The sequence below is a fragment of the Branchiibius hedensis genome, from assembly GCF_900108585.1.
Taxonomy (GTDB): domain Bacteria; phylum Actinomycetota; class Actinomycetes; order Actinomycetales; family Dermatophilaceae; genus Branchiibius; species Branchiibius hedensis.
In genome coordinates this window covers 2,447,680-2,469,698 of record NZ_UESZ01000001.1, presented here as the reverse complement: position 1 = coordinate 2,469,698, position 22,019 = coordinate 2,447,680, and the positions used below count along the sequence as shown (strand labels likewise).

Sequence of the window (22,019 nt, the reverse complement as noted above, 5' to 3'; positions counted from 1 at the left end):
GCAGCGCAGTCAGATTTGCATGCGCCGAGCCGATCGGCGAGAGTGGCAGACGGTCTCGTTTGGATAACGAGGCCGTTCTGCTTGTCTGCAACGGAAGGTTCTCGATGGCGCGCCAGGTTGGCCGGCACCGCGCACGGCGGCGCGGGATCCGTTCCGCCTTCGGACGCCCGGCGGCGATGGCGGTGACCGCCTTCGGCTTGGTCTGCGCGTCGGCTGCGGCCTACCAGACCGCTGCCGCCAGCCATGCGCACGCGCCGACGGTGCGCGCGGCGGTTGAGATCACCTCGACGCCCGCAACGGTGCCTTCTCGAGCGGTCGGGGATCAGGTGTCGCGCTCCCAGGCCCGGCCGACGCTGCCGGTGGTTCCTGCCGCGAAACCGGCCGTCGCGCCGCGGACCACGTCCGCTGTAGCCCCGACCGCTGTATCCCCGACCACCGTAGCCCCGACCACCGCGGCCACGGTCGGCCCGGCCAGCCCCGCGCAGGCGCAACAGATGGCACGGGCGATGCTCTCGGCGTACGGATGGAATCAGGCGCAGTGGCCGTGCCTGAACAAGTTGTGGACCCAGGAGTCGTCCTGGATCACGACCGCTGAGAATCCGTCATCCGGTGCGTACGGGATCCCGCAGTCGCTGCCGGCCAGCAAGATGGCCTCGGCGGGCGCCGACTACCGCACCAACACCCGGACCCAGCTGACCTGGGGGATGCAGTACGTCAAGGATGCCTACGGATCGCCCTGTCAGGCGTGGGATTTCCATCTTGCGCACAACTGGTACTAGATCGCCCGCCGCGGCTGATCTGCGAGAATGGTCTCGATGTTCCGTAACCGTGTCTTCGCCGTCTGCTACTGGCTGATCGCCATCGCGCTCGCTGTCGCGGGCGGGGTGTGGGGCGCCTCGTTGCTCGGCTCCCGGTCGCCGGAGTTCCACGACGACGGCAACGGGGTCGTTGCTTCGTCCGCATCGCACGTGCTGTTCGAGATCCTTGGCGGTGTTCTGGGTGCCGCCATCGTGCTGGCCATCGCGTCGCTGATCTGGTTCTTCCTGTGGTGGCGCGATCGCCAGGACGGGGTTGGTGTCGACGAGGACGACAGCGACCTGTCTCTGGATGACGTCGACGAGATGATGGTCGATGAGGACGAGCCATACTCCGACGAGGTGTTCGACGTCGAGGCCGAGCCAGCGCTGCCGCAGGACGGCACGGGTCGCGAGTAGCGGTCAGTCGGTGTGACCGTAGGTGTTGTCGCACAGCAGCCACAACGCGGACTTGCCGCAGCCGCAGGAGGTCAGTCGGGTCTCGCGCTCGGCCACGTAATCGACATCGGCGGGAATCCCGTCGAGCTGTAGGTCACCCTCGAGAACCACTGCACCATCGGCGTACGCCGTGACCGACGTGGGCGTGCGCGGCGCCTCGGCCGGCCCGTCGGCCAGGCGATACTGCAAAGCGCCACTGTGGCAACGGCGTACGACCTCGGCAACCTCTGACGCAGCGGCATTGTCGACTTGGATCCACGGTCGCTTCTGGGTGTCGAAGACGGCAGGTAGGCCGCGTACGCACTCGGCGTAGTGAATGCACCGGGTGGCGTCGTACGTGACTTCGATTCCTCGGCCGGAGTAGGGCTTGCCCTGCTCGAAGGGCGTCTGCGCGGTCATGGGTGACCTTCCCAGGGTTGGCGGATCGGCGGCTGACGCTTACGACGGTAGCTAGTGCCGGTGGGCTAGCGCGAGGTCCGCGCGTATCAGGGCGCCCGGCTGGGTGCTCCTCATGGGCGTCACGGTGGGAATCAGAAAGGACCGCCTGCCATGAGCAACGCCGACGAGACGGATCCGCCCCCGCAGGAACACGACGCTGGGCAGGCGCGCCGACAGGTCCGGCGGGGAGCGATCCCCAGCAGCCCCGAGCAACTGGCAGCGGCGACGCCGTACGAGCCCGCTGAGTCCTGCGACGACGACCGTGACGAACCCGATCCAGAAGACAGCAAGTGAAGGAGCACCACCATGCCTGATCAGACCCTCGGCCGCGGAGCGATTCCCACGCCGGCGCACGTGATGAAAGCAGCGACCCGGCATAAGGCCACGATCGCTGCACCACCGTCCTACCTTGTGAAGCCCCAACGAATCTCGATGTGGGGCAACGATGTTCACGGCGACTGTGTGACCGCTGAAGAAGCGTTCGCCAAGGCATGCAACTCGCCGGAGATCTTCATCAGTGACCAGCAGGTCATCGCTTGGGCCACCCGGAACGGTGTGCTCGAAGGTGCCCAGCTGGTCTCGGTGATGGACACCATGCGCACCGACGGGTTCACTGCCGGCAGCTACGAATACAACGACGGTCCGCACTACCTGGTCGACTACACCAACGCGAGCAACCTGCACAGTGCGATCAGCCAAGGACCGGTCAAGCTGGGCATCGCTGCCAACCAGGTGGAGCAGGCGTACTGGGGGAACGACGGCCACACCGGTTGGTACGGAACGGGTTTCAGCACCGACGAGGCGGAGGACCACTGCGTGTCGTTGTGCGGCTACGGCACGGTCGGCTGGCTCGCGGGCAAGCTCGGCGTTCCGGTGCCGGCGGGCGCCAACTCCTCGACTGCGGCGTACGCGATGTTCACCTGGAACTCGATCGGCATCATCGACGCAGCCTCCATGGTCGCGATCACCCAGGAGGCGTGGTTGCGCACTCCCACCACGATCACGACGCGCAGCAACAACCCTGGTCAACCCACGATCCGGCAGGGCGCCACCGGCGACGCGGTGAAGCGGTTGCAGCGAGCACTGCGGCGCACGCCGAACCTGAGCATCGTCGTCGACGGCAACTTCGGGCCGCGCACGAAGGCGGCCGTGATCGCCTTCCAGCAGGGCGAGGGTCTCACGCCGGACGGCATCGTCGGACCGCTCACCTGGGCGGCGCTACCCGGTGGTGGACCGATGCCGACCCTGCAGCAGGGCTCCTCGGGCGCGGTGGTGACTCATCTGCAGCAGGTGCTCACGGCGGGCGCGGCCGGGCAGTGGGGCACGACACCTGGTGGCGTCGACGGGCAGTTCGGTCCGCACACGGTGGCATCCGTGAAGGCGTTCCAGCGCTGGGGTGCTGTCAGCCAGAGCGGTGTCGTGGCCGACCCGACCTGGGACGTGGTGCTGGGTGCGGCCAGTGCGGATCTGGAGTCCCAGGTGGGACTGCAGTTCGCTGCCCCGTGACGGGGGCTCAGCTGTCCAGGAGGAAGCGATGTAGGACGCGGGTGCCGAATTCGAGAGCCTCGATCGGCACCCGCTCGTCCACGCCGTGGAAGAGCGCGGTGAAGTCCAGATCGGCCGGCAGTTTCAACGGTGCGAAGCCGAACCCACGAATTCCCAACTGGGAGAACGACTTCGCGTCCGTGCCACCGGAGAGCATGTAGGGCAGCAGTCGTGCTCCGGGATCCTCCGCGTCGATCGATCGCGCCATCGCGTCGACCAACGCTCCGTCGAACGTGGTCTCGACTGGCGGCAGGGTGTCTGCTTCCCACTGCACGTCCGGGCCGAGGATCTTGTCCAGGACATCCGGGAAGCCGTCCTGGTGACCGGGCAGCAGACGTACGTCGACCTGCGCCGTGGCGTCCGAGGGCACCACGTTCGCCTTGTAGCCCGCATTGAACATGGTCAGATTGGCGGTGTCCCGCAAGGTTGCGCCGACCAGCCGTGATAATCCGCCGAGGCGGGCCACTGCAGCTTCGGGATCGGACTCGTCGAACGGGACGCCGCTGAGTTCGCCGACCCCCGTAAGGAATTCGCGCACGGCCGGATGCAACTCGATCGGGAACCGATGCTCCGAGAGCCGCGTGACCGCGGCGGCGAGCTTCGCCACCGGGTTGTCGGTCTGCACCATCGACCCGTGGCCGGCGGTCCCTTCGACCTTCAACCGCAGCCACATGATGCCCTTCTCGGCGGTCTCGACCAGATAGGCGCGGGCGTCGTCGCCGACACTGATCGAGAAGCCGCCGACCTCACTGATCGCCTCGGTCGCGCCCTCGAACAACTCGGGCCGGTGCTCCACCAACCAGCGGGCACCGACGAAACCACCAGCCTCCTCATCGGACAGGAACGCGAAGATCAGGTCCCGAGGCGGGACAGTGTCGGAGCGCTTGAACTCGCGGGCCACCGCCAGCGTCATGGCCAGCATGTCTTTCATGTCGACCGCGCCACGGCCCCAGACGTAGCCGTCCTTGACCTCCCCGGAGAACGGATGCACCGACCACTGCGCAGGATCCGCCGGGACGACATCGAGATGACCGTGGACCAGCAAGGCGCCGCGGGAAGGATCGGCGCCAGCCAGCCGGGCGACCACGTTGCCGCGCCCGCGGGCGCCGGACTCGACGTACGTCACGTCGTAGCCGACCTCGGACAGTTTGGCGGCGACGTACTCGGCCGCCGCCTGCTCGGTGCCCACCCCGGTGCGCTCGCCCACGTTGGTGGTGTCGATGGCGATGAGTTCGCTGGTGAGAGTGACGACTTCGGCGACCGCGCGTTCGACGTCGCTCATGGCGTGGCTCCTGGTGGGACGACCAGGGTCATGGTGGATCGGCGTCGCAGGGTGAAGCCCAGCGACTCGTAGAGCCGGATCGCATTGGTGTTGGCGGCGTTGGCGTGCATGAACGGCGTGTCTCCGCGGTTGACGATGTTGTGGGCGACGGCCAGGACCAGCCGGGTGGCCAGGCCCTCGCCCCGGGAGTCGGCATCGGTGCAGACCGCGCTGATCTCGGTCCAACCCGGCGGGTGCAACCGCTCGCCGGCCATCGCGATCAACCGACCGTCGCGGCGGATCCCCAGGTAGGTGCCAAGCTCGATGGTGCGCGGCAGGAACGGGCCGGGTTGGGTGCGCTCGACCAACGCCAGCATGTCCGGTACGTCGTGTGCGGTCAGCGTGACCGCCTCACCCTCGGCGCGGGCAGACACCGAGGTCGCGACGAGCTGCACCCCTTCGAAACCACCGGCGACGGTCCAACCGGTCGGCGGGATCGCGTTGCCGCTGAACGGAACTGCGCCGCCGGGACCGACGAGATCGGCAGCCACGGCCCACTCGGCATCGGTCGGGTCATCAGGGAAGGCCATCAGCGGAGAGACGTCTCGCGGGTAGCCCAGAACGCGGCCTTCGCCGCGGGCAAAGTGGGCGTGCGGACCGCTCAACGACTCCCAGGCGGCGTTGTCGAGGACGGCAACGTCGCCGGCTGCGATCCTGCCTGGCGTGGTGGTGGTCATCCGGTGGCCAGGGCGTGAGAGGCGGTGGTGGTCGGCACGGTGTCCAGGCTCCCATCCTGGGCGGGGGAACCCCAACCCCACGGCGGGTCCGGGATCTCGCGGCGCAGCGTGGGCGCGATGTCGGACTGGAAGAGCTCAAGGCTGTCGCGGTGTTGCTCCTGGGTCAGGCCACCGGCGTCGGCATGGATGTGCAGCACGCTGTGCCCGAACTGCTCGTGGTAGCGGTGCACCTTCTCGATGATCTGCGCAGGCGAGCCGATCAGGGCGGAGCTGCGTTCGACGTAGTCCTCGTAGCTGGTGAAGACCTGGGGCACGCCGGCCCGTCGCTGCGCCGCTGAATTGCCCTCCCACACCGGGCGATACGTCTCCAGTGCCACCTGGGAGTCGCGGTGCGAGTAGTACCCAGCGGTGCCTGCGCCGACGGCGATCTGGGCAGGGTCATGACCGTAGTCGAGCCAGCGTTGGCGGTAGTAGTCGATGAGTTCGGCGTAGGGCTCGACCGGGTTGGTGACGTTCGCGGAGAACAGTGGGTCGCCGTACCGCGCGGCCAGGTCCACCGACTCCTGGCTGGTCGCCGAGCCGTGCCAGATCCGGATCGGCCGCTGGTAGGGCAGCGGCCAGACCTCCGCGTCGCGCAGCGGTGGCCGGAATTGGGTGTCGTAGGTGATCTGGTTGTCCTGCCACAGCTGCCGGAACACCTCGAAGGACTCGGCGTTGCGGGCCCACTGATCCTGCGGCGTGACGTTGAACAGCTCGCGCTGGGCGGCCCCGTTGCCCTTGCCGATGATGAGTTCGAGCCGGCCACCGGACAGGTGATCCAGGGTCGCGTAGTCCTCGTAGGCACGGACCGGGTCGAGCAGGCTCAACGTGGTGACGGCCGTGAAGAGCCGGATCGCCCTGGTGCGGGCCGCGATGTGGGAGAGCACCACCGTCGGCGAGGAGGAGATGAATGGCCGCTCGTGACGCTCGCCGACGCCGAAGCCGTCGAAGCCGAGTTGCTCTGCGAGCACGGCGTTTTCGACGACCTCATTGAACCGCTCGTGCGTCGTCGGCTGACGGCCGGTGATCGGGTCGGGCGCGTGGACGATGAGGGTGATGGCCAGGAATCTCATGCCGACAGCCGCCGTTCGTTGGTGGTGGTGACCGGCGGCAACTGCAGGTGCTCCCGCAGGGTCCGGCCGGTGTATTGGGTGCGGTAGACGCCGCGCTCCTGCAGCGGTTCGGTGGTCGTGACGTGCAACTGCGGGGCGAGTCCGACGCGGTCAGTGCGGGTGGAGACGAACGCAGCACTGGTGCCGGCCTCGAGGCCGCCAGGGTGGGGGAGCACGGGGGCGTCGCTGAAGCTGACGATGCTGACGCCGGCGGCCTCGGTGCGGTGGACCTGGTCGCTGATCGTGGCCGGGTCGAGGCGTGGTTGACCGAGGTCGAGGATGAGGGGGATAGGCATGTCAGTTCCTTTGGCTGGTGAGGGTCGCGAGGGTGTTGCGCGCGGTCAGGGGCAGGGTGAAGACGACGAGCATGCCGCCAGCGACGCTGGCCCGGGTTTCCCGCTCCGGCGCGCGCTCGAAGCCGAGTCGGGTGTAGAGCCGTTGTGCGGTCAGGTTGCGCGGACCGGTGTCGAGAACGACTGCGTCGGCGTCCTGCTCGCGGGCGACCGCGATGGCGTGCTGCATCAGGTCGTAGGCGATGCCGCGGCCTCTGTGCTCCGGGTCGACCGCCAGCAGGCGGATCTCGGCTTCACCATCGCGGGCGAACTGTGCGCTCGGTGTGCCGGCGTGCACGAGGGCGACCGTGCCGATGAGTCGATCGGTCAGTGTGTCGACGGCGACCAGGAGTCGTCCGTCGCGGGCCCGTGCCCCCGCGTCAGCCAAGGTACGCCGTCGCTGCGGATTCGCCTTGCGCGGTGTGCGGTCCTCGGGGCGCGGGGCCTCGAACGCCGCTACTGTGAGTGCGCCGATGGCGTCGAACTCCTGCGGTTGTGCGTCGCGTATCACGATGTCAGACAACGACTTTCCTTTCCTTCGACGTCACTCAGCCGGCCGGCGGGATCGGTGACGAGGTCCCAGGGAGTCGTGGCTCGGCGTACGGCGAGAGTGACGATCAGGGCGATGCCGACGCAGACGAACGCGCCGAGAGCGACACCCCAGCGGACGCCGAAACGGTCGGAGACCCAGCCCACGATGGGGCTGCCGATCGGCGTACCGCCCATGGAAATGACGGTGTAGACCGCCATGACCCGGCCGCGGACGGCGTTGTCGACACCGGTTTGGACGTACGCCGAGACGGCCGCGGCGAGCAGCATCAGGATGAAGCCGCTGACCAGCAGGACGATCAAGAAGGTGGCGTACGTGGGGGCGGCGGCCAGGACGGTGAGGCTGACGCCGAACCAGAACGCGCCCGAGGTGACCATGGTGATGCGTGGCTGACTGCGGCGGGCGGCGAAGAGGGTTCCGACGATGGTGCCGATCGCCAGAGCTGCCGACATGACGCCCAGTCCGGTTGAGCCCGTGTCGAATTCGCGCTCGGCGAAGAGAGTCAGGGTGGTGGGGAAGTTCATCCCGAAGGTTGCGGTGAGGCCGTAGACGAGGAAGACGGCGACGAGGTCTTTGCGGGCGGCGACGTAGCGCAGGCCGTCGATGCCGGCGCCGCGCCATGGCAGGATGACGCGTTCGCTGGCGATGGGGTGGATGGTGGCCAGGGCCGTGATCATGACGATGAAGCTGACCGAGTTGATCGCGAAGACCCAGCCTGCGCCGAGCCAGGTGAGCAGCAATCCGGCGAGGGCGGCGCCGACGAGGCGGGCGACGTTGAGCGACAGGATGTTCAGGCCGGCGGCGTTCGGGATCAGGCGTGGCCCGACCAGGTCGGTGACGAAGGACAGGCGGGCCGGGTTCTCGACCATGAAGACCAGGCCGAGGCTGAAGGACAGGACGAACAGCAGGCTGAGCGTTGCGTGGCCGCTGAGGACCGCGGCGGCCAGGATGACCGACTGCACGGCGTAGAGCGATTGGGCGATGAGCAGCAGCCGGCGGCGGTCGAGGCGGTCGGAGATGACCCCGCCCCAGAGGCCGAAGAGCAGCACCGGCGCGAACTGCAGTCCGACCGCCCAGCCGACCGCGGTGCCGCTGCCGGAGATTTCCAGGACGTACCAGTCCATGGCGACCGCTTGCATGGCGGTGCCGGTGTTGGACAGCAGCCCGCTGAACCAGAACCGGCGGTAATCGGGCACGGCTAGCGCTGCGAACGAGCCGGTGCCAGACACTGCGATCCTCCGTCGTCAACGGCCTCGCAACGGAGACCACGCGCTTGCCACGGGGATGCCGCGGCCGGGCTTTCACCTGGAGCACCCCGCCGCGGGTGGGAGGGTTGCCGGTCAGCTAGCCAGGGCTTGTCGCTGACACTCGATGCCGCGTGGCACGTTACCTGCGCTGAGCCGTGAGGGCAAATGCCTACTCACTATGTAGGCAATGCGGGTTGGTGTCAGAGGTGGGGTAGCAGTTCGCTGGGACTGAGCCCGTACTGCCGCTTGAACGAACGGGAGAAGTGACTGGCGTCGGAGAAATGCCAGCGTCGAGCAACCTGGCTGACGGTGCTGCCAGAGGTGAGATCGTCACGGGCGCGGGCCAATCGGCGTACTCGAAGGTACCCAGACACGGTCTCCCCGGAGTCCTCGAACGCACGGTGCAACGAGCGCACGGACACGCCGATCTGGTCGGCGATCACGGCGGGCGTGAGGGTGCCCCGGTGCAGGTTGCGCTCGATGAAGGCCTCGGCGGCGGATCGGGTGGCGTACGTCGATTGCGGCCAGGTCTGTCGCGGCGCCTGGAGCGCGGCGGCCAGGAGTTCGATCGTGGCGTTACGAGCCGCGGGCAGCGCCCCGAGCGGCAGGTCGTCGATGGTGCGGGACAGGCCGTCGAGGTAGTTGCGCAGCAGGGACACGGCCGGTGCGGAGGCGTCGAGGACGGACCCGGTGAGCAGTTCGCCCCGCGCGCCGACCTCGGCCAGGGCGGCCTTGGGCACCAGCAAGCTGCGCTTGATCAGCGGCTCCTGAACGAGGAACTCGGCGTGCTGCGCGGAGTCCCACATCACGACACTGCCGGGACCCAACTGGGCGGTCCGGCCGGCCTGGGTGACCTGTTCGCGGCCCCGCAACGTCATCAGCATGACCAGGTACTCGCCGTCGGTCTGGCTGATCTGCGGGCCGCGGCGGACACCGGCGCACGGGTCGCACGAGCAATCGACCAGGACCAGATCGGCGAGATGTCGTTGGCGCACGGAGGCGGAGTACGGCGTGTGGTCGGCCGGCGTGAGCTCGGTGATGTCCCAGGTCAGGTGGGTCTTGGACAGCAATCGACCCCAGGCTTCGCGCGCTGCAGCCAGGTCATCACTGCGCAGGGTCTGCACCATCGAAACCTCCTCGTCTCCCCTTGAATGTAACCCCGATCACACCGTCATCGCAGGGGGTGGCGCGCAGTGACATGAAGTCGGCACTCAGGTGCATGGCTGTGACCTGAGTCACTTTTTAGTGTCAGTCGTAGCCCGCCGTCCCGAGCGGGAGACCACAGGAGATCACGATGACCCAAACACTGGACGAGAAGGCGCAGGTCGGCGTACCTGACAATCGCACGGACGTCGAATTCGACTCTGACGGAGTGACTTTGCGCGGTTGGTACTACCGCGCGTCGGGCGGCGGCACGGCGCCCACGATCGTGATGAGCCACGGGTACGCGGCGGTCAAGGAGATGTACCTGGACAAGTACGCCGAGGCGTTCTCAGCGGGCGGGTTCAACGTGTTGGTCTACGACAACCGCAACCTGGGCGCCTCCGACGGCGAGCCGCGCGGCGAGATCACGCCATGGCAGCAGATCGACGACTACCGCAACGCCATCACGTACGCCGAGACCCTGGAAGGCACCGACCCGGACCGGATCGGGATCTGGGGCTCGTCGTACTCCGGTGGGCACGTGCTGGTGGTCGCGGCGCAGGACCGGCGGGTCAAGTGCGTTTCCGCGCAGGTGCCGGTCGTGGACGGTGACGCGAACTTCCGGCAACTGGTGCGGGCCGACTTCGTCGGCGGCGCCCGGGACGGGTTCAACGCGGATCGACGCGCGCGCTTCAACGGTGAAGCACCGGCCATGATCGACGTGGTCAACAAGGACCCGATGGCGCCGTCGGCGTTGCCGACGCCGGACTCCTACGAGTGGTTCATCGGGACGCACGAACTGCGGGCGCCGTCGTACGTGAACTCGTGCACGCTGCGCAGTGTCGAGCGGTTCTCGGAGTACCAGCCGGGTGCCTATCTGCGGCTGATCGCGCCGACGCCGCTGCTGATGTGCGTGGCGGCCGACGACGTGCTGACGCCGACGAAGATCGCGATCGATGGCTTCCAGGAGGCGCGCGAGCCCAAGAAGTTGGTGGTGCTGCCGGGCGGTCACTTCGACGCCTACGTCAAGGGATTCGAGATCTCGTCTGCGGTGCAGCTGGATTGGTTCCGCGAGCACCTGATGTCCGGCGCCACGGTGTCCGGGAAGGGTGCCTGAGATGGGACAGGAAGGGCGCCTGGCCGGCAAGGTCGCCGTCATCACCGGTGGTGCGTCGGGCTTCGGCCGCGAGTCGGCACTGCTGTTCGCCCAGCACGGTGCGTCGGTCGTCGTGGCGGACGTGGTGGAAAAGCCGTTGGCCAAGGGTTTCGAGGCCGATCTGGACACCCCGACCGCGGATGCGATCACGGCCAAGGGTGGCCGTGCGGTCTACGTGAAGTGTGACGTGACCAAGAAGGCCGACACCGACGCGGCGGTTGCGGCGGCCGTTTCCGAGTTCGGCCGCCTGGACGTGATGTTCAACAACGCCGGCATCTACCGCGGGGGCAAGTTGATGGACGAGTTCACCGAGGAGGACCTCGACGCGTGCTTCAACGTCAACGCCAAGGGCACCTTCTTCGGGATCCAGTCCGCGGTCGCGCAGTTCCGCAAACAGGAACCGGGGCCGCACAACCTGCGCGGCACGATCGTCAACCTGGTGTCGACCGCCGGTTTGCAGGGCCACCCGATGCAGTCGGTCTACAACATCTCCAAGGGTGCCCAGGCGAACGTAACCCGTTGCGCGGCAATTGAGTACGGCGCGGAGGGGATCCGCGTGAACGGCATCTGTCCGACGTACGCGAAGACCGCGTTGACCCGTGACCTGTACGAGGACATGGCGTTCATGAAGGAGTTCAGCGAGTCGGTGCCGATGAAACGCTGGGGCGAAATGGAGGACGTCGCGAACCTGGCGCTGTTCCTCGCCTCGGACGAGTCGAGTTACGTCCACGGTGATCTGGTCCGGATCGACGGCGGCGAAACCCTCTGCCGCTACTCGGTGTAGACCAGCGACTCGATCGGCGGCCGGACTGTCGGCGCCGACCAATCTCGGAAGCGGCCGAGGCATACCGGTGTGCCTCGGCCGATTCCGGTGCCCACTGGCGCAATCGTCGAAGACCAGCCAAAAACATACTGAATCGCTGGGATATTCTGCGGAATAGTTCGATGCCCGCCACGCGCACGCTCACTTCGCGCTACTGTTTGCTGAAACAGTCCATATGCACCATGTGAGCGAACACGTTCGAGGTGCCGACGTGAAGGGCAGTGCGCCTCGTGTCTTGGAATATTCGCCGTACGCCGACCCTCGACCGCCGCCAACTCCTCGCCGGAGTGGCGATCACTGCCGTCCTTGCAGGCTGCGCCAAGGGCGGGTCCAGTTCGCCGACCGCCACCTCCGCTGCTGGATCCGCCGGTGCCGACAGTGGCAAGGACATCGACGTCGTCACCGTGGCGCTGCCCGGTTCGTTGTCCTCGCTCTACCCCGGCCAGGAAGCGGGAATCCTGAACTACAACGTGTCGAACCTCTTCTACCAGGGCCTGGTGGGGGTGGACTCGGCTGGCAAGGTGATTCCGGCTCTGGCCACCAAGTGGACGCAGCCGAAGCCGACGACCTACGTGTTCGACCTGGCCTCGGGCGTGAAGTTCTCCGACGGGACGGAACTGACCGCCAAGGACGTGAAGTTCAGCCTCGACCAGGCCAAGGACGCGAAGGCCTCACCCGGTATCGCGTCGTACATGAGCAACGTCAAGGACGTCGCGATCAGCGGTGATCAGCAGGTGACCATCACCCTGGCCAAGCCGGATCCTGCGTTCCTGAAACTGATGAGTACGGCGGGTGCGGCCTTCATCACCTCCGAGGCATTCTGGACGAAGGTCGGCGGCAAGACCGGCACCAGCAGTTCACTGGTCGTCGGCACCGGGCCCTACCAGGTGACATCGTTCCAGCCGGACTCCGGGATGAAGCTGGAGCGCAACACGCACTGGTCGGGGACCGCGCCCAAGGCCAAGAGCATCGAGATCAAGTTCATTGCGGATCAGAACACCCGACTGCTGGCGGCCAAGTCCGGCGGTGTCGACATCGCCTTCAACGTGCCGCTGGATCAGGTGGCGCAGTGGAAGGCGATCTCCGGCGAGCGTGTCGTGGCCGTGAACGACCTGTCCTATGTGGGCCTCAACTTCGACACGCGCGTCTCGCCGTTCAACGACCCGAAGGTGCGTGAGGCCTTCTCCTACTCGGTGGATCGCGACGCGATCGTCGCCAAGTTGCTGCACGGCTACGGTCAGACGGCCACGGCGATGATGACACCGGAGTCGCTCGCCGCGGCGTACACCCCGCAGGAGGCCAAGGAGGTTCTGGAGACGGTCACCCACCAGAGCTACGACATGGCCAAAGCCAAGGCCGCGCTGGCCGCTTCCAGTCACGCGCAAGGCTTCACCGCCGAACTGACCTACCCCAACACCGGACCGCAGTTGGGGCTGGCCGCGCAGTCGTTGGCTCAGAACCTCAAGACGATCGGCATCACGCTGAGCGTCAAGGAGGTTCCGATCGACCAATGGCTGGCGACGATCGGCGACAAGACGCACGGCGTGTCGTTCATGTGGTACTTCTCCACGACGGGTGATCCAGCCGAGGTGCCCAGCTACCTTCTGGGAGAGGGGAACCCGTCCGGGTACAGCAACGCCCAGGTTGCCTCTCTCCTGGACCAGGCATCGCAGGCATCCGACCCCAAGACGCGCATCGCCGACCTGATCAAGGCAGAGTCGATCCAGGCAACCGACGTCGTTAACGCGCCCTTGTGGTGGGGCCAGTCGGTGACCGCGTTCTCGGACAAGGTCGCGATCAAGAACTTCGGCGCGTTCAGCTTCAGCTCCGACTGGGGTAGCGCCATCTACGCACCGCAGTGATCGCTCGTCGCTGGTCCCGGTCTCACCCGGTCGGTGCGTTGGTCCTGACCCGGCTCGGCGGAATCATCCTGGTCCTCTTCGTGATCTCGGTGATCACGTTCAGCCTGCTGCATCTGGCTCCTGGTGACCTCGTGCGCACGCTCATCGGCAACCGGCCGGTGACGCCGCAACTGCAGGCGCAGGTGCGGGCCGAGTATCACCTGGATGATCCGATCGTGGTGCAGTACCTGCGCTGGTTGTGGGGTGCACTGCACGGTGACTTCGGCACCTCGGTGCAGCTCCAGGTGCCGGTGTCTTCGGTTCTGTCGCAACGACTTCCGCTGACCCTGTCGCTTGCGTTCCTGGCCTTCCTGATTGCCGCGATCACCTGTATCCCGATGGGGGTGTTCGCGGCCCTGCGAAGCCCGGGTGCGCTGGATACGGCGGCCACGACCGCGGCATTGGTCGGGTTGAGTGCGCCGCCGTTCGCGATTGCGCTGGCCCTGCTGTACGTCTTCTCCTACTACGTGCCGATCTTCCCGGTCTACGGGGCCGGCTCGGGCTTCTTCGACAGCATCTACCACCTGCTGTTGCCGGCAGTGGCCCTGGCAGCCGGCGTCGGGGCGATGCTGATGCGAATCACCCGGAGTTCCATGCTGCGCGAACTGGACAGTGACTACGTGCTCGCCGCCCGCGGTCGAGGGGTGGGCCGGCGGCAGGTGATCGGACTGACCCTGCGCAACGCCGCAATCCCGATCGTGACGAGTGCGGCGCTGGTGTTCACCTTCTTGGTAAGCGGAACGATCGTCGTCGAAACGATCTTCGCGTTACCCGGGCTGGGCCAATTACTTCAGAACGCAGTCGAATACAAGGATCTACCCATGCTGCAAGGCGTGGCCCTGCTGATCGCGGTCATCGTGGCGCTGTTGTCGCTGGCGGCGGACTTGATCTATCTCATGCTGGATCCGCGGATGCGACGCAAGAAGGCAGCGGCATGAGCGCGTCGTCGGTGCTGTTGGCGCAGCCGGAACGTCGCAAGCGAAGCTACGCTGTCGTGATCGCGGCGGTGATCGTCGCGCTGTTGATCATCGGAACGATCGCCAGTCCGTTCCTGAAGGACGCCGCACTGCAGCAGAACATCCTCGACGCCGATCTGGCGCCGGGTCAGGGCGGCCACCTGCTCGGGACCGATCAACTCGGTCGGGACGTCGCCCTGATGACGGCAGCCGGTACGGCATCCGCAGTGGTCGGTCCGTTGGTCGTCGCGATCGGTTCGATGCTGCTCGGCGTCTTCTTCGGCACCATCGCCGGCTTCCGCGGCGGGGTCCTCGACGGCATCGTCGGGCGGGCGACCGACGTGCTGTTGGCGTTGCCAGCGCTGCTGGCGGCGATCGTGATCGGCGGCGTCCTGGGCGGTGGGTACTGGAGCGTGGTCGCGCTGTTGATCGTGCTGTTCTGCCCCTCCGACATCCGGTTGATCCGGTCGGCCGTGATGGAACAGACCCCGCGCCCGTACGTCGAGGCCGCCCGGATGCTGGGGCTGTCGAACCGGCGGATCATGTTCGGGCACATCGTGCCCAACGTGCGCGGCCTGATCCTGACCAACATGTTGCTCAACGTGGGTTTCGCGCTGGTGACGGTCTCGTCGCTGTCCTACTTGGGGGTCGGCGTACGACCGGGCTCGGCCGATTGGGGCCGGCAGATCGCCGACGGCCGGGACATCATGTTCACCAATCCGGCGGCCGTGCTCGCACCCGCGCTCCTGTTGATCGTTGCCACCTGCGCGATCACGATCCTCGGTGACTGGATCGGTGGACGGATGGAAGGCAGGACCGTCCAGTGACCGCGCTACGAGCCCGGGACGTATCGGTCCGGCACGGCGAAACCACGTTGGTCGAGCCGATCGACCTGGACATCGAGGCGGGGCGGTGTTTGGCCGTCATCGGTGAGTCCGGCTCGGGGAAGACCATGACGGCGCGGGCCATCGCGGGACTGCTGCCTCGTGGCGTAACCGCCTCGGGCTCAATGCAGTTGGGTGATCGGACGATAGACCTGCCCGGCAACGAACGCGTGTGGGCAAATATCCGCGGTGAGCAAATCGCCTTGCTGTTGCAGGACCCGTTCACCAGTCTGAGTCCGGTGCACCGCTGCGGACAGCAACTGGCGCAGGCGTTGCAGGCCGAGGATCGGCGCCGAGGCCGGCGCCGCAGCCGCGCGGACCTGCAGGAGCAGGTGCTGCTACGCCTGGAAGAGGTGCGGCTACCCGGGCGGGTCGCGAGACAGTACCCGCACGAGTTGTCCGGCGGTATGCGGCAACGTGTTGCCATCGCTGCGACCCTGGCGGCCGATCCCGACATCCTGATCGCCGACGAACCGACGACGGCGCTCGATGCCACCGTGCAGGCAGGCATCCTCGATCTGCTGACCACGCTATGCCAGGAGCGGGATCTCGGGCTGTTGCTCATCTCCCACGACCTGGGGATCGTGCAGGGTCGGGCGCAGTCGGTGATCGTGATGCGCGACGGGAGGGTCGTGGAGCGGGGCGCAACCGCTGACGTTCTTTCGTCGCCGCAGGAGGACTACACACGCCGGTTGCTCGCATCCAGTCCGTCGCTGTCGGACGTCCGCCAGCGGGACACGCGCACGACCGCTGATCCGCTGTTGGAAGCGCTCGATGTGTCCAAGAGCTTCGACAACCGGCCGGTCCTCTTCGACGTGTCAGTGCGCCTCTACGCGGGCGAAATGCTCGCGCTGGTGGGGGAGTCGGGATCCGGTAAGAGCACGATGGCCAGAGTGATCGCCGGTTTGGAGACACCCGAGTCCGGGACAATGACGTACGCCGGACGACCGTTGGGCTGGGGCCGCGCCGACCGCTCGCCAGACCAGGTGCAGGTGGTCTTCCAGGATCCGAACTCGACCTTGAACCCGGCGTTCACGGTGGCCAAGACCCTCACCGAAGCGTTGCGGGTGGCTGGGCGGCCGGGGAGTGACCTGGCTGGATTGCTGGAGTCAGTTGATCTCGACCCGGGGTTGGCAGACCGCAAACCCGGCCAACTGTCCGGTGGGCAGCGGCAGCGAGTCGCCATTGCCCGGGCCCTGGCACCGAAGCCCTCGGTGCTCCTCTGTGACGAAAGCGTCTCTGCCCTGGACGTATCCGTGCAGGCGCAGATCTTGCAGATGCTGACCGAGGTGACCCAGAAGTTGGATCTGGCGGTCCTGTTCATCACCCACGACCTGGCGGTGGTCGCCGAGATCGCCGACCGGGTCGCGGTCATGCGCGACGGGCGGATCGTCGAGACCGGGTCGGCTGCCTCCGTCATCACGGCACCCCAGCACGAATATACCGCGGAGCTTGTGGCATCAGCACGAGCCCAGAGCCTCACGAAAGGCTGAACTACATGACGACCACCCACTGGGGCAACGATGCCCCTGGCAGCTCTGCGCTCATCGAGAGCATGCCCCGGAGCGGCAGCAGCATTGGTCGATCGACCGCTCGCCGTACCAGCCGCGATTGTGTGCTGTCGGCGGGGTATCGATGCTGGTGACGTCCCGTCCGCACACGGCGACGCAGACCATCGTGGATGTGGTCACCGATGGTCAGGCGACGACGCGTGAGTTGGAGGTGGCGTTGGAGGAAGTCATCGCGTCCGGACACGACTGCGCCGCAACGAAGTTGGAAGTCCACCCGTGGAGTAAGGAACTTCTGCAGGGGAGCGCGGATCTGCTGGCGTCATTGGGCTTCGTGCCCTCCCGGGCGCCGCTGCCGTCCGTGGCCAGCACGCTGGGGGGCGTCGAGGGTTGGACGCGATGGAGCGCGCCGCTCGTGCCCGCGGGGGGTGAGCCCGCGCCGTACATCGGACAAACCACGGACTTCACGTGCGGTGCCGTCTCACTGCTCAGCGCGTTGCATCGCAGCCACCGGTCGTTGCTGGGCAACGAGCGCGATCGGGTGAGCAACGCCCGGGATGAGCTGCGTTGGTGGCGTAAGGCGACCAACATGCCCGCGTGCGATCCGATGACGTTGGCGGTGGTGGATGCGGAGGCGTTGGGCGAGGGGTCGCAGCGGCCGGTGCTGCATCTGACCTCGGATGAGCCGGTGTTGGTCGAGGGGTACGAGGGTGATGAACGGGCGTTCCGCGCCCAGCTTCAGCGAGCTTCTCGCGACGAGGCGGATTGGCTTGGCATCCGGGTGGATTCGCGGTGGTTGAGTGACACGGAATTGCTGGGTGCGGTGCGTGCGGGCTCGGTCGTGCAGTTGCTGATCGATGAGTTCCCGATGCACGGGTGGCACATTCCGCACTGGATCACGGCGGTCGCCGCGACCACAACGGCCTCGGGGCAGGACGCTCTTGTGGTCCAGGACCCGTGGGTCGATGCGGAGTACGGCGAGACCTGGGTGAGTGCCGATCACCTGGCGATCAGCATCGACGACATCCAACTGATGGCCCAGTTCGGGGATCCGGCTTATCGGGCGGCGATCGTGCTGCCCGCGTCAGGGCACTGAGCCGTCGCGCTGCGGCTGTTGCTCCGGAGGCAGCCAGTTCTCCGGGAAGGCGATGACCACCAGCAGTTGGGTGTCTTCATCGCCGACGGTCGCGTAGGCGTGGTTGGCGTCGGCGACGAATTGGATTGCGTCACCGGAGCGTAGGCGCTCACTCCAGCGGTCGTGACGCACCTCGACCTCGCCAGCCATCACCACGGCGTACTCCAAGGTGCCCCAACCGTGGGAGGTGTCGGAGGTGACGCAGCCGACGGGCAGCAACGCGTGCCGGATGTCGAAGCGGGTCAGGCCATTGCTGCTGAACAGCTCGCTGATGATCGAGTTGTCGACCGGTCCGATCCACTTGGGTGCCGAGCCGGCGCGGACGACCAGCGGCCGCTCACTGGTGACGTGCGTGAGGCTGTCGAAGCCGGTGCCCAGCGCTTCGGCGAGGCGCACCAGCACCTCCAGCGTGGGGTTGGCCTGACCCCGCTCGATCTGCGACAGCTGCGCGGCGCTGATGTTGGCGCGCTCGGCCAGTTCGCGCAGACTCAGCCCGCGGGCCAGGCGGATTCGACGCGAATTGGCCCCCACGGCGTACCGCAACTGGTCCCCGGTCACGTCCTGTTTCGGACTCAGTTCGGTCACCGGCTCAGAGTAATCGTCGGTTGCGGTTCGCGGCAGGGGCTACTACGGCGCGTGGCATCAGGATGCAAGGAACCGCTCGTAGTGGATCTCGAGCAGTTTGGGATCTGGCCGGTCCCGCTGTGCGCGCGGCAGCACGCGTAGCCGCTGACCGTGTAGGGCTTTCAAACCGTGTTCGAGGAGCGGGCCGTCAATCTCGGTGAGGATGTCCGAGCGGATCTCAACCCGTGTTTCGGGGGTTACTCCAAGGATCCCCGCGTCGTACGCCGCGTGGTGAATCTTGCACAGCGACAGACCGTTTCGTACGGCGGCCGAGCCGAGTTCGTGGCGATCCTCCACAATGTGGGCCGCATCCAGGAGCACGCTGTGGCGCAGTTCGCAGACGCAGCAACGGGTCCCGTAGGCGCGCATCACCATGGCTCGGAAGACAGGTTGGTGCAGGCGCTGAAGAGTCTCGCGCGCGACGTACCGCCGCATGACTTCTTCCAATCCTGACCCGGTCGCGGGCAGGTGTTGTAGCCCGTCGGTCGCGACGACAAATTGCTGCTGGGCGGGCTCCTCGGCAATCAGATAGATCGGGAAGATCGGCTTGTAGAGCGCCTTCCCAACTCCCCATAACCAGATCAGTGGCAGGCCGCTGAGTTGAGCCCCGCGAAGCGCCCGGTTGTCGGAATGGTCCGGGTCGTCGCCACGCCACTTGTACCGGAAGAGGCCGTCGACGCCGACTTCGTCGTCGTACGGTCGCGTGTCGCCCTCTGTTCGGTACGCCGTGCGGATGGTCAGCGCAGCAGGCAGAACGGCGGGCTTCCAGATGCCCTGTTGCGGCGCGACCAACCGGAACGGTTCGCCGTGGAAGGTGAACTCGGAGATTTCTTCGGAGGTCAAGGGGTCGATGCCGTCGTTGGTGCGTAACCGGAGCCAGTCGATGGCGGCCTGCCGCAGCGCCATGTCCTCCGCCGCCGACCACATGCCGGCATCGTGTCAGTCCGACGCGGTGGCGTCTACGGCGCAGATCAGGGCAGGCCCAGCGCCCCGGCAATCGCATGGCGGTTCTGGTGCACCGCAGCCGGCCAGGGTTGCCGAGGACTATCGCAATGGCCGATGCGCTACGCTGTGCTACATGGAGTCGGTGAGCCACCGGGAGTTGCGTAACAGCAGTGGGGAGGTGTTGCGCCGGGTGGCTGCGGGCGAGTCTGTGATCGTCACCAACAACGGACAGCCCGTCGCCGTGCTCGGCCCGTTGGGTGGCTCAGCGTTGGACCAGGCGGAATTGCGCGGTGAGGTACGGCGCGCGCGGGCTCCGTTGACAAGCCTGCGCCAGGTGAAGCGTGGCCGATCAACGGTGAGCACGGCGGACCTGCTGCACGATGTCCGCGGCCAGTGGTGATCAGCTATCTCGACACCTCGGCGGCGATGAAACTGCTGGTTGAGGAGGCCGAGTCCGACGCACTCGTCCGTGAACTGGCCGGCAGTGACAGGCGATTGGCTAGTTCCTGGGTGTTGCACACCGAATTGCATTGTGCCGCAGGGCGACATGCATCTGTGATCGACATTGAGGCGGTTGGGCAGGTGCTGGATGGCGTCGAGCTGGTGGATCTGACTAGAGGCGACCTGTTGGCCGCGGGCGCTCTGGCGCCACTGCGATCGCACGACGCGCTTCACCTGGCTGTCGCGCTGCGACTGGCGGTTGACGAGTTCATCACCTACGACGAGGAGTTGGCGACCGCTGCCCGAACCGCCGGGCTGCAGGTGGTCGCGCCGACGGACGCGCCGGGTCGCGATCAGCGATAGACCGCTCAGCGATAGACCTCGCGGCTATGTCCGAGCGTCACGATGACGATCAGGAGTACGTCATCGTTGATCGTGTAAATGATGCGGTAGTCGCCGACGCGCACGCGCCACGCAGGTCGCCCGCGTAGCGGCTTGGCGGCGGGCGGTCGAGGGTCCTCGGCGAGCAGGGCAATTGCTCCACGGATGCGCGCCTGCTGCGTCGGGTCGATCTTGCGCAACTGGCGCAGTGCCGCAGGCCTGACCTCAACCCGGTAGGTCGCGCGATGGCGGTGGACCTGGTCTGCTTCGGGGGGCTCCCGCACTCAATGCGCGGCGCGGTTCGCTAGCGTCACGGAGCATGGCGGGCGTCGAGCGAGAATTCCGGCCCCGGCCGAGCGTGCTCGTGGTCACGGCGGTGGTGTCAGTGCTGTCGCTGGTGCTCTTCGCGATGGCGCTGGGGCTGGGGTGGTTTGGTCCGGACGTCGGCGCCGGGGCGAACTTTTGCGAGGCCGCGCGGAGCGGGCTAGTTGTACTGCCCCGGGACGTTAGGAACGGTTCTCGGCCTGTCGGCGTGACTTGAGGAAGACCTCCGGGTGAGGTGTGAAGCGACGAAGCAAACACATCCCCAAACCCGGAGGTCCTCATGGTCCACGCTAATGCCCCGCTTTCTGCGACTGGTCGCCTGCGCCTGGCGCGGTGCGTGGTGGACGATGGGTGGCCGTTGCGGCGGGCCGCAGACCGGTTCGGGGTCTCGGTCACCACCGCGCACCGCTGGGCGGCCCGGTACCGCCAGCATGGTGCGGCGGGGATGTGCGATCGTCCCAGCCGGCCCCAGTCATGTCCGCACCGCACCAGTAGGCGCCGGGAACGGCGAGTCCTGGGGTTACGGGTTTCGCGGCGGTGGGGGCCGGCCCGGATCGCCTACCACCTGGGGATGAATCCGGCCACGGTGCACCGCATCCTGACCCGGTACCGGTGTCTTCGGTTGTCCTGGACGGACCCGGCCACTGGTGCCCCGGTACGGGCCGGTCGTCGAAAGGTGGTGCGCTACGAACGCGACGCCCCGGGTGATTTGGTCCACGTGGACATCAAGAAGCTGGGCCGCATCCCCGATGGGGGTGGACACCGGGTCCATGGCCGCGCTGCGGGGAAAGCTAACTCCCGTGCTACCTCCAGCAGTGGGCGGGGGTATGCCTACCTGCACCACGCGGTCGATGACCACTCCCGGTACGCCTACTCAGAGATCCTGGCCGATGAGAAGAAGGAGACCGCGACCGCGTTCATGCAACGGGCGGTGGCGCACTTCGCGCAGGTCGGGATCACCACGGACCGGGTGATGACCGACAACGGGTCCTGTTACCGCTCCCACCTATTCCGGAACATGCTGCAGGACCATGGGATCACCCATAAACGCACCCGCCCCTACACCCCGAAAACCAACGGGAAAGTCGAGCGGTTCAACCGGACCCTGACCGAGGAGTGGGCCTACGCCCGCCCCTACACCAGCGAGACCGAACGCGCCGCCGCGTACGAGGACTTCCTGCACATCTACAATCACCACCGCGCACACACCGCGCTCAAAGGTGGCTCACCCGCAGACCGCGTACCCAACCTGGCGGGGCACTACAGCTAGTCAAGCAGCCGGCC

General features: G+C 66.9%; 25 protein-coding genes and 1 riboswitch. Of the genes, 14 read left to right on the top strand and 11 right to left on the bottom strand.

Annotated features, from left to right (window positions below; genetic code table 11):
- Positions 1 to 104: 104 nt before the first annotated feature.
- Both DR843_RS11930 and DR843_RS11925 read left to right on the top strand, forming a co-directional pair.
- The gene (locus DR843_RS11930) at positions 105 to 779 is read left to right on the top strand and encodes an aggregation-promoting factor C-terminal-like domain-containing protein (RefSeq protein ID WP_109686107.1); all 675 of its coding nucleotides are present in this window, start codon (positions 105 to 107) and stop codon (positions 777 to 779) included.
- Positions 780 to 815: 36 nt separating this feature from the next.
- Entirely contained in the window at positions 816 to 1,214 is a 399-nt protein-coding gene (locus tag DR843_RS11925; protein WP_146202565.1) for a hypothetical protein, read from the top strand.
- Between the two features lie 3 nt (positions 1,215 to 1,217).
- Here DR843_RS11925 and DR843_RS11920 read toward each other — a convergent pair whose 3' ends face one another.
- Positions 1,218 to 1,652: a (4Fe-4S)-binding protein gene (locus DR843_RS11920; RefSeq protein ID WP_109686103.1), complete on the bottom strand. Its 435-nt coding sequence runs from the start codon at positions 1,650 to 1,652 to the stop codon at positions 1,218 to 1,220.
- A gap of 150 nt (positions 1,653 to 1,802) precedes the next feature.
- On the opposite strand from DR843_RS11920, the gene DR843_RS11915 reads away from it, so the two are divergent.
- Both DR843_RS11915 and DR843_RS11910 read left to right on the top strand, forming a co-directional pair.
- Positions 1,803 to 1,985: a hypothetical protein gene (locus DR843_RS11915; RefSeq protein ID WP_109686101.1), complete on the top strand. Its 183-nt coding sequence runs from the start codon at positions 1,803 to 1,805 to the stop codon at positions 1,983 to 1,985.
- A 12-nt stretch (positions 1,986 to 1,997) separates the two neighbouring features.
- Positions 1,998 to 3,197 carry a peptidoglycan-binding domain-containing protein gene (locus DR843_RS11910; protein ID WP_109686100.1) on the top strand — a complete coding sequence of 400 codons (1,200 nt, stop codon included), beginning with the start codon at positions 1,998 to 2,000 and terminating at the stop codon, positions 3,195 to 3,197.
- Positions 3,198 to 3,204: 7 nt separating this feature from the next.
- Here the strand turns inward: DR843_RS11910 and DR843_RS11905 are convergent, their stop codons facing one another.
- The 7 genes from DR843_RS11905 to DR843_RS11875 all read right to left on the bottom strand — a co-directional run bounded on the left by DR843_RS11905 (position 3,205) and on the right by DR843_RS11875 (position 9,641).
- The gene (locus DR843_RS11905) at positions 3,205 to 4,518 is read right to left on the bottom strand and encodes a M20/M25/M40 family metallo-hydrolase (RefSeq protein WP_109686098.1); all 1,314 of its coding nucleotides are present in this window, start codon (positions 4,516 to 4,518) and stop codon (positions 3,205 to 3,207) included.
- Positions 4,515 to 5,234 carry a GNAT family N-acetyltransferase gene (locus DR843_RS11900; RefSeq protein ID WP_109686095.1) on the bottom strand — a complete coding sequence of 240 codons (720 nt, stop codon included), beginning with the start codon at positions 5,232 to 5,234 and terminating at the stop codon, positions 4,515 to 4,517. The genes DR843_RS11905 and DR843_RS11900 overlap by 4 nt, the downstream gene beginning before the upstream one ends.
- On the bottom strand, positions 5,231 to 6,346 hold the full coding sequence (locus DR843_RS11895) for an LLM class flavin-dependent oxidoreductase (protein WP_109686093.1): 1,116 nt from the start codon (positions 6,344 to 6,346) through the stop codon (positions 5,231 to 5,233). The genes DR843_RS11900 and DR843_RS11895 overlap by 4 nt, the downstream gene beginning before the upstream one ends.
- Complete coding sequence (locus tag DR843_RS11890) at positions 6,343 to 6,681, bottom strand: hypothetical protein (RefSeq protein WP_109686091.1); 339 nt, start codon at positions 6,679 to 6,681, stop codon at positions 6,343 to 6,345. The genes DR843_RS11895 and DR843_RS11890 overlap by 4 nt, the downstream gene beginning before the upstream one ends.
- Position 6,682: 1 nt before the next feature.
- Entirely contained in the window at positions 6,683 to 7,240 is a 558-nt protein-coding gene (locus DR843_RS11885; RefSeq protein ID WP_109686089.1) for a GNAT family N-acetyltransferase, read from the bottom strand.
- A complete protein-coding gene (locus DR843_RS11880; RefSeq protein ID WP_170119849.1) occupies positions 7,225 to 8,496 on the bottom strand; it encodes an MFS transporter in 1,272 nt (423 codons plus the stop codon). Before DR843_RS11880 ends, DR843_RS11885 begins: the two co-directional genes overlap by 16 nt.
- A 35-nt stretch (positions 8,497 to 8,531) precedes the next feature.
- Positions 8,532 to 8,643, bottom strand: a riboswitch (SAM riboswitch).
- A gap of 71 nt (positions 8,644 to 8,714) precedes the next feature.
- The gene (locus DR843_RS11875) at positions 8,715 to 9,641 is read right to left on the bottom strand and encodes a helix-turn-helix domain-containing protein (protein WP_109686085.1); all 927 of its coding nucleotides are present in this window, start codon (positions 9,639 to 9,641) and stop codon (positions 8,715 to 8,717) included.
- Positions 9,642 to 9,808: 167 nt separating this feature from the next.
- On the opposite strand from DR843_RS11875, the gene DR843_RS11870 reads away from it, so the two are divergent.
- From DR843_RS11870 to DR843_RS11840, 7 genes are all read left to right on the top strand, one after another.
- Positions 9,809 to 10,774: an alpha/beta hydrolase gene (locus DR843_RS11870; RefSeq protein ID WP_109686083.1), complete on the top strand. Its 966-nt coding sequence runs from the start codon at positions 9,809 to 9,811 to the stop codon at positions 10,772 to 10,774.
- Between the two features lies 1 nt (position 10,775).
- Positions 10,776 to 11,597: an SDR family NAD(P)-dependent oxidoreductase gene (locus DR843_RS11865; protein ID WP_109686081.1), complete on the top strand. Its 822-nt coding sequence runs from the start codon at positions 10,776 to 10,778 to the stop codon at positions 11,595 to 11,597.
- Between the two features lie 269 nt (positions 11,598 to 11,866).
- Positions 11,867 to 13,498, top strand: coding sequence for an ABC transporter substrate-binding protein (locus tag DR843_RS11860; protein ID WP_245934109.1), 1,632 nt, complete (start codon positions 11,867 to 11,869; stop codon positions 13,496 to 13,498).
- The gene (locus tag DR843_RS11855; protein WP_109686079.1) at positions 13,495 to 14,475 is read left to right on the top strand and encodes an ABC transporter permease; all 981 of its coding nucleotides are present in this window, start codon (positions 13,495 to 13,497) and stop codon (positions 14,473 to 14,475) included. The genes DR843_RS11860 and DR843_RS11855 overlap by 4 nt, the downstream gene beginning before the upstream one ends.
- Positions 14,472 to 15,320, top strand: coding sequence for an ABC transporter permease (locus DR843_RS11850; protein ID WP_109686078.1), 849 nt, complete (start codon positions 14,472 to 14,474; stop codon positions 15,318 to 15,320). The genes DR843_RS11855 and DR843_RS11850 overlap by 4 nt, the downstream gene beginning before the upstream one ends.
- A complete protein-coding gene (locus DR843_RS11845) occupies positions 15,317 to 16,870 on the top strand; it encodes an ATP-binding cassette domain-containing protein (RefSeq protein WP_109686076.1) in 1,554 nt (517 codons plus the stop codon). Before DR843_RS11850 ends, DR843_RS11845 begins: the two co-directional genes overlap by 4 nt.
- Positions 16,871 to 17,012: 142 nt before the next feature.
- A complete protein-coding gene (locus DR843_RS11840; RefSeq protein ID WP_109686074.1) occupies positions 17,013 to 17,981 on the top strand; it encodes a peptidase C39 family protein in 969 nt (322 codons plus the stop codon).
- Here the strand turns inward: DR843_RS11840 and DR843_RS11835 are convergent.
- Positions 17,970 to 18,605, bottom strand: a complete 636-nt coding sequence (locus DR843_RS11835; RefSeq protein ID WP_109686073.1) for a helix-turn-helix domain-containing protein — start codon at positions 18,603 to 18,605, stop codon at positions 17,970 to 17,972. The two genes, DR843_RS11840 and DR843_RS11835, sit on opposite strands and share 12 nt — an antisense overlap.
- A gap of 57 nt (positions 18,606 to 18,662) precedes the next feature.
- Positions 18,663 to 19,571, bottom strand: coding sequence for an HNH endonuclease (locus DR843_RS11830; RefSeq protein WP_109686071.1), 909 nt, complete (start codon positions 19,569 to 19,571; stop codon positions 18,663 to 18,665).
- Between the two features lie 151 nt (positions 19,572 to 19,722).
- On the opposite strand from DR843_RS11830, the gene DR843_RS11825 reads away from it, so the two are divergent.
- Entirely contained in the window at positions 19,723 to 19,989 is a 267-nt protein-coding gene (locus DR843_RS11825; protein WP_109686069.1) for a type II toxin-antitoxin system Phd/YefM family antitoxin, read from the top strand.
- Complete coding sequence (locus DR843_RS11820; protein ID WP_170119848.1) at positions 19,983 to 20,393, top strand: type II toxin-antitoxin system VapC family toxin; 411 nt, start codon at positions 19,983 to 19,985, stop codon at positions 20,391 to 20,393. The genes DR843_RS11825 and DR843_RS11820 overlap by 7 nt, the downstream gene beginning before the upstream one ends.
- Positions 20,394 to 20,398: 5 nt before the next feature.
- Here DR843_RS11820 and DR843_RS11815 read toward each other — a convergent pair whose 3' ends face one another.
- Positions 20,399 to 20,695 carry a type II toxin-antitoxin system RelE family toxin gene (locus DR843_RS11815; RefSeq protein WP_109686067.1) on the bottom strand — a complete coding sequence of 99 codons (297 nt, stop codon included), beginning with the start codon at positions 20,693 to 20,695 and terminating at the stop codon, positions 20,399 to 20,401.
- A gap of 320 nt (positions 20,696 to 21,015) precedes the next feature.
- On the opposite strand from DR843_RS11815, the gene DR843_RS11805 reads away from it, so the two are divergent.
- On the top strand, positions 21,016 to 22,005 hold the full coding sequence (locus DR843_RS11805; RefSeq protein WP_109683633.1) for an IS481 family transposase: 990 nt from the start codon (positions 21,016 to 21,018) through the stop codon (positions 22,003 to 22,005).
- The last annotated feature ends 14 nt before the right edge of the window (positions 22,006 to 22,019 follow it).

Excerpts from the sequence above, each read along its gene's own strand:
- DR843_RS11930 (WP_109686107.1), top strand. The coding sequence starts at position 105 with ATGGCGCGCCAGGTTGGCCGGCACCGCGCACGGCGGCGCGGGATCCGT.
- DR843_RS11925 (WP_146202565.1), top strand. The coding sequence starts at position 816 with ATGTTCCGTAACCGTGTCTTCGCCGTCTGCTACTGGCTGATCGCCATC.
- DR843_RS11920 (WP_109686103.1), bottom strand. The coding sequence starts at position 1,652 with ATGACCGCGCAGACGCCCTTCGAGCAGGGCAAGCCCTACTCCGGCCGA.
- DR843_RS11915 (WP_109686101.1), top strand. The coding sequence starts at position 1,803 with ATGAGCAACGCCGACGAGACGGATCCGCCCCCGCAGGAACACGACGCT.
- DR843_RS11910 (WP_109686100.1), top strand. The coding sequence starts at position 1,998 with ATGCCTGATCAGACCCTCGGCCGCGGAGCGATTCCCACGCCGGCGCAC.
- DR843_RS11905 (WP_109686098.1), bottom strand. The coding sequence starts at position 4,518 with ATGAGCGACGTCGAACGCGCGGTCGCCGAAGTCGTCACTCTCACCAGC.
- DR843_RS11900 (WP_109686095.1), bottom strand. The coding sequence starts at position 5,234 with ATGACCACCACCACGCCAGGCAGGATCGCAGCCGGCGACGTTGCCGTC.
- DR843_RS11895 (WP_109686093.1), bottom strand. The coding sequence starts at position 6,346 with ATGAGATTCCTGGCCATCACCCTCATCGTCCACGCGCCCGACCCGATC.
- DR843_RS11890 (WP_109686091.1), bottom strand. The coding sequence starts at position 6,681 with ATGCCTATCCCCCTCATCCTCGACCTCGGTCAACCACGCCTCGACCCG.
- DR843_RS11875 (WP_109686085.1), bottom strand. The coding sequence starts at position 9,641 with ATGGTGCAGACCCTGCGCAGTGATGACCTGGCTGCAGCGCGCGAAGCC.
- DR843_RS11870 (WP_109686083.1), top strand. The coding sequence starts at position 9,809 with ATGACCCAAACACTGGACGAGAAGGCGCAGGTCGGCGTACCTGACAAT.
- DR843_RS11865 (WP_109686081.1), top strand. The coding sequence starts at position 10,776 with ATGGGACAGGAAGGGCGCCTGGCCGGCAAGGTCGCCGTCATCACCGGT.
- DR843_RS11850 (WP_109686078.1), top strand. The coding sequence starts at position 14,472 with ATGAGCGCGTCGTCGGTGCTGTTGGCGCAGCCGGAACGTCGCAAGCGA.
- DR843_RS11840 (WP_109686074.1), top strand. The coding sequence starts at position 17,013 with ATGCTGGTGACGTCCCGTCCGCACACGGCGACGCAGACCATCGTGGAT.
- DR843_RS11830 (WP_109686071.1), bottom strand. The coding sequence starts at position 19,571 with ATGTGGTCGGCGGCGGAGGACATGGCGCTGCGGCAGGCCGCCATCGAC.
- DR843_RS11825 (WP_109686069.1), top strand. The coding sequence starts at position 19,723 with ATGGAGTCGGTGAGCCACCGGGAGTTGCGTAACAGCAGTGGGGAGGTG.
- DR843_RS11805 (WP_109683633.1), top strand. The coding sequence starts at position 21,016 with ATGGTCCACGCTAATGCCCCGCTTTCTGCGACTGGTCGCCTGCGCCTG.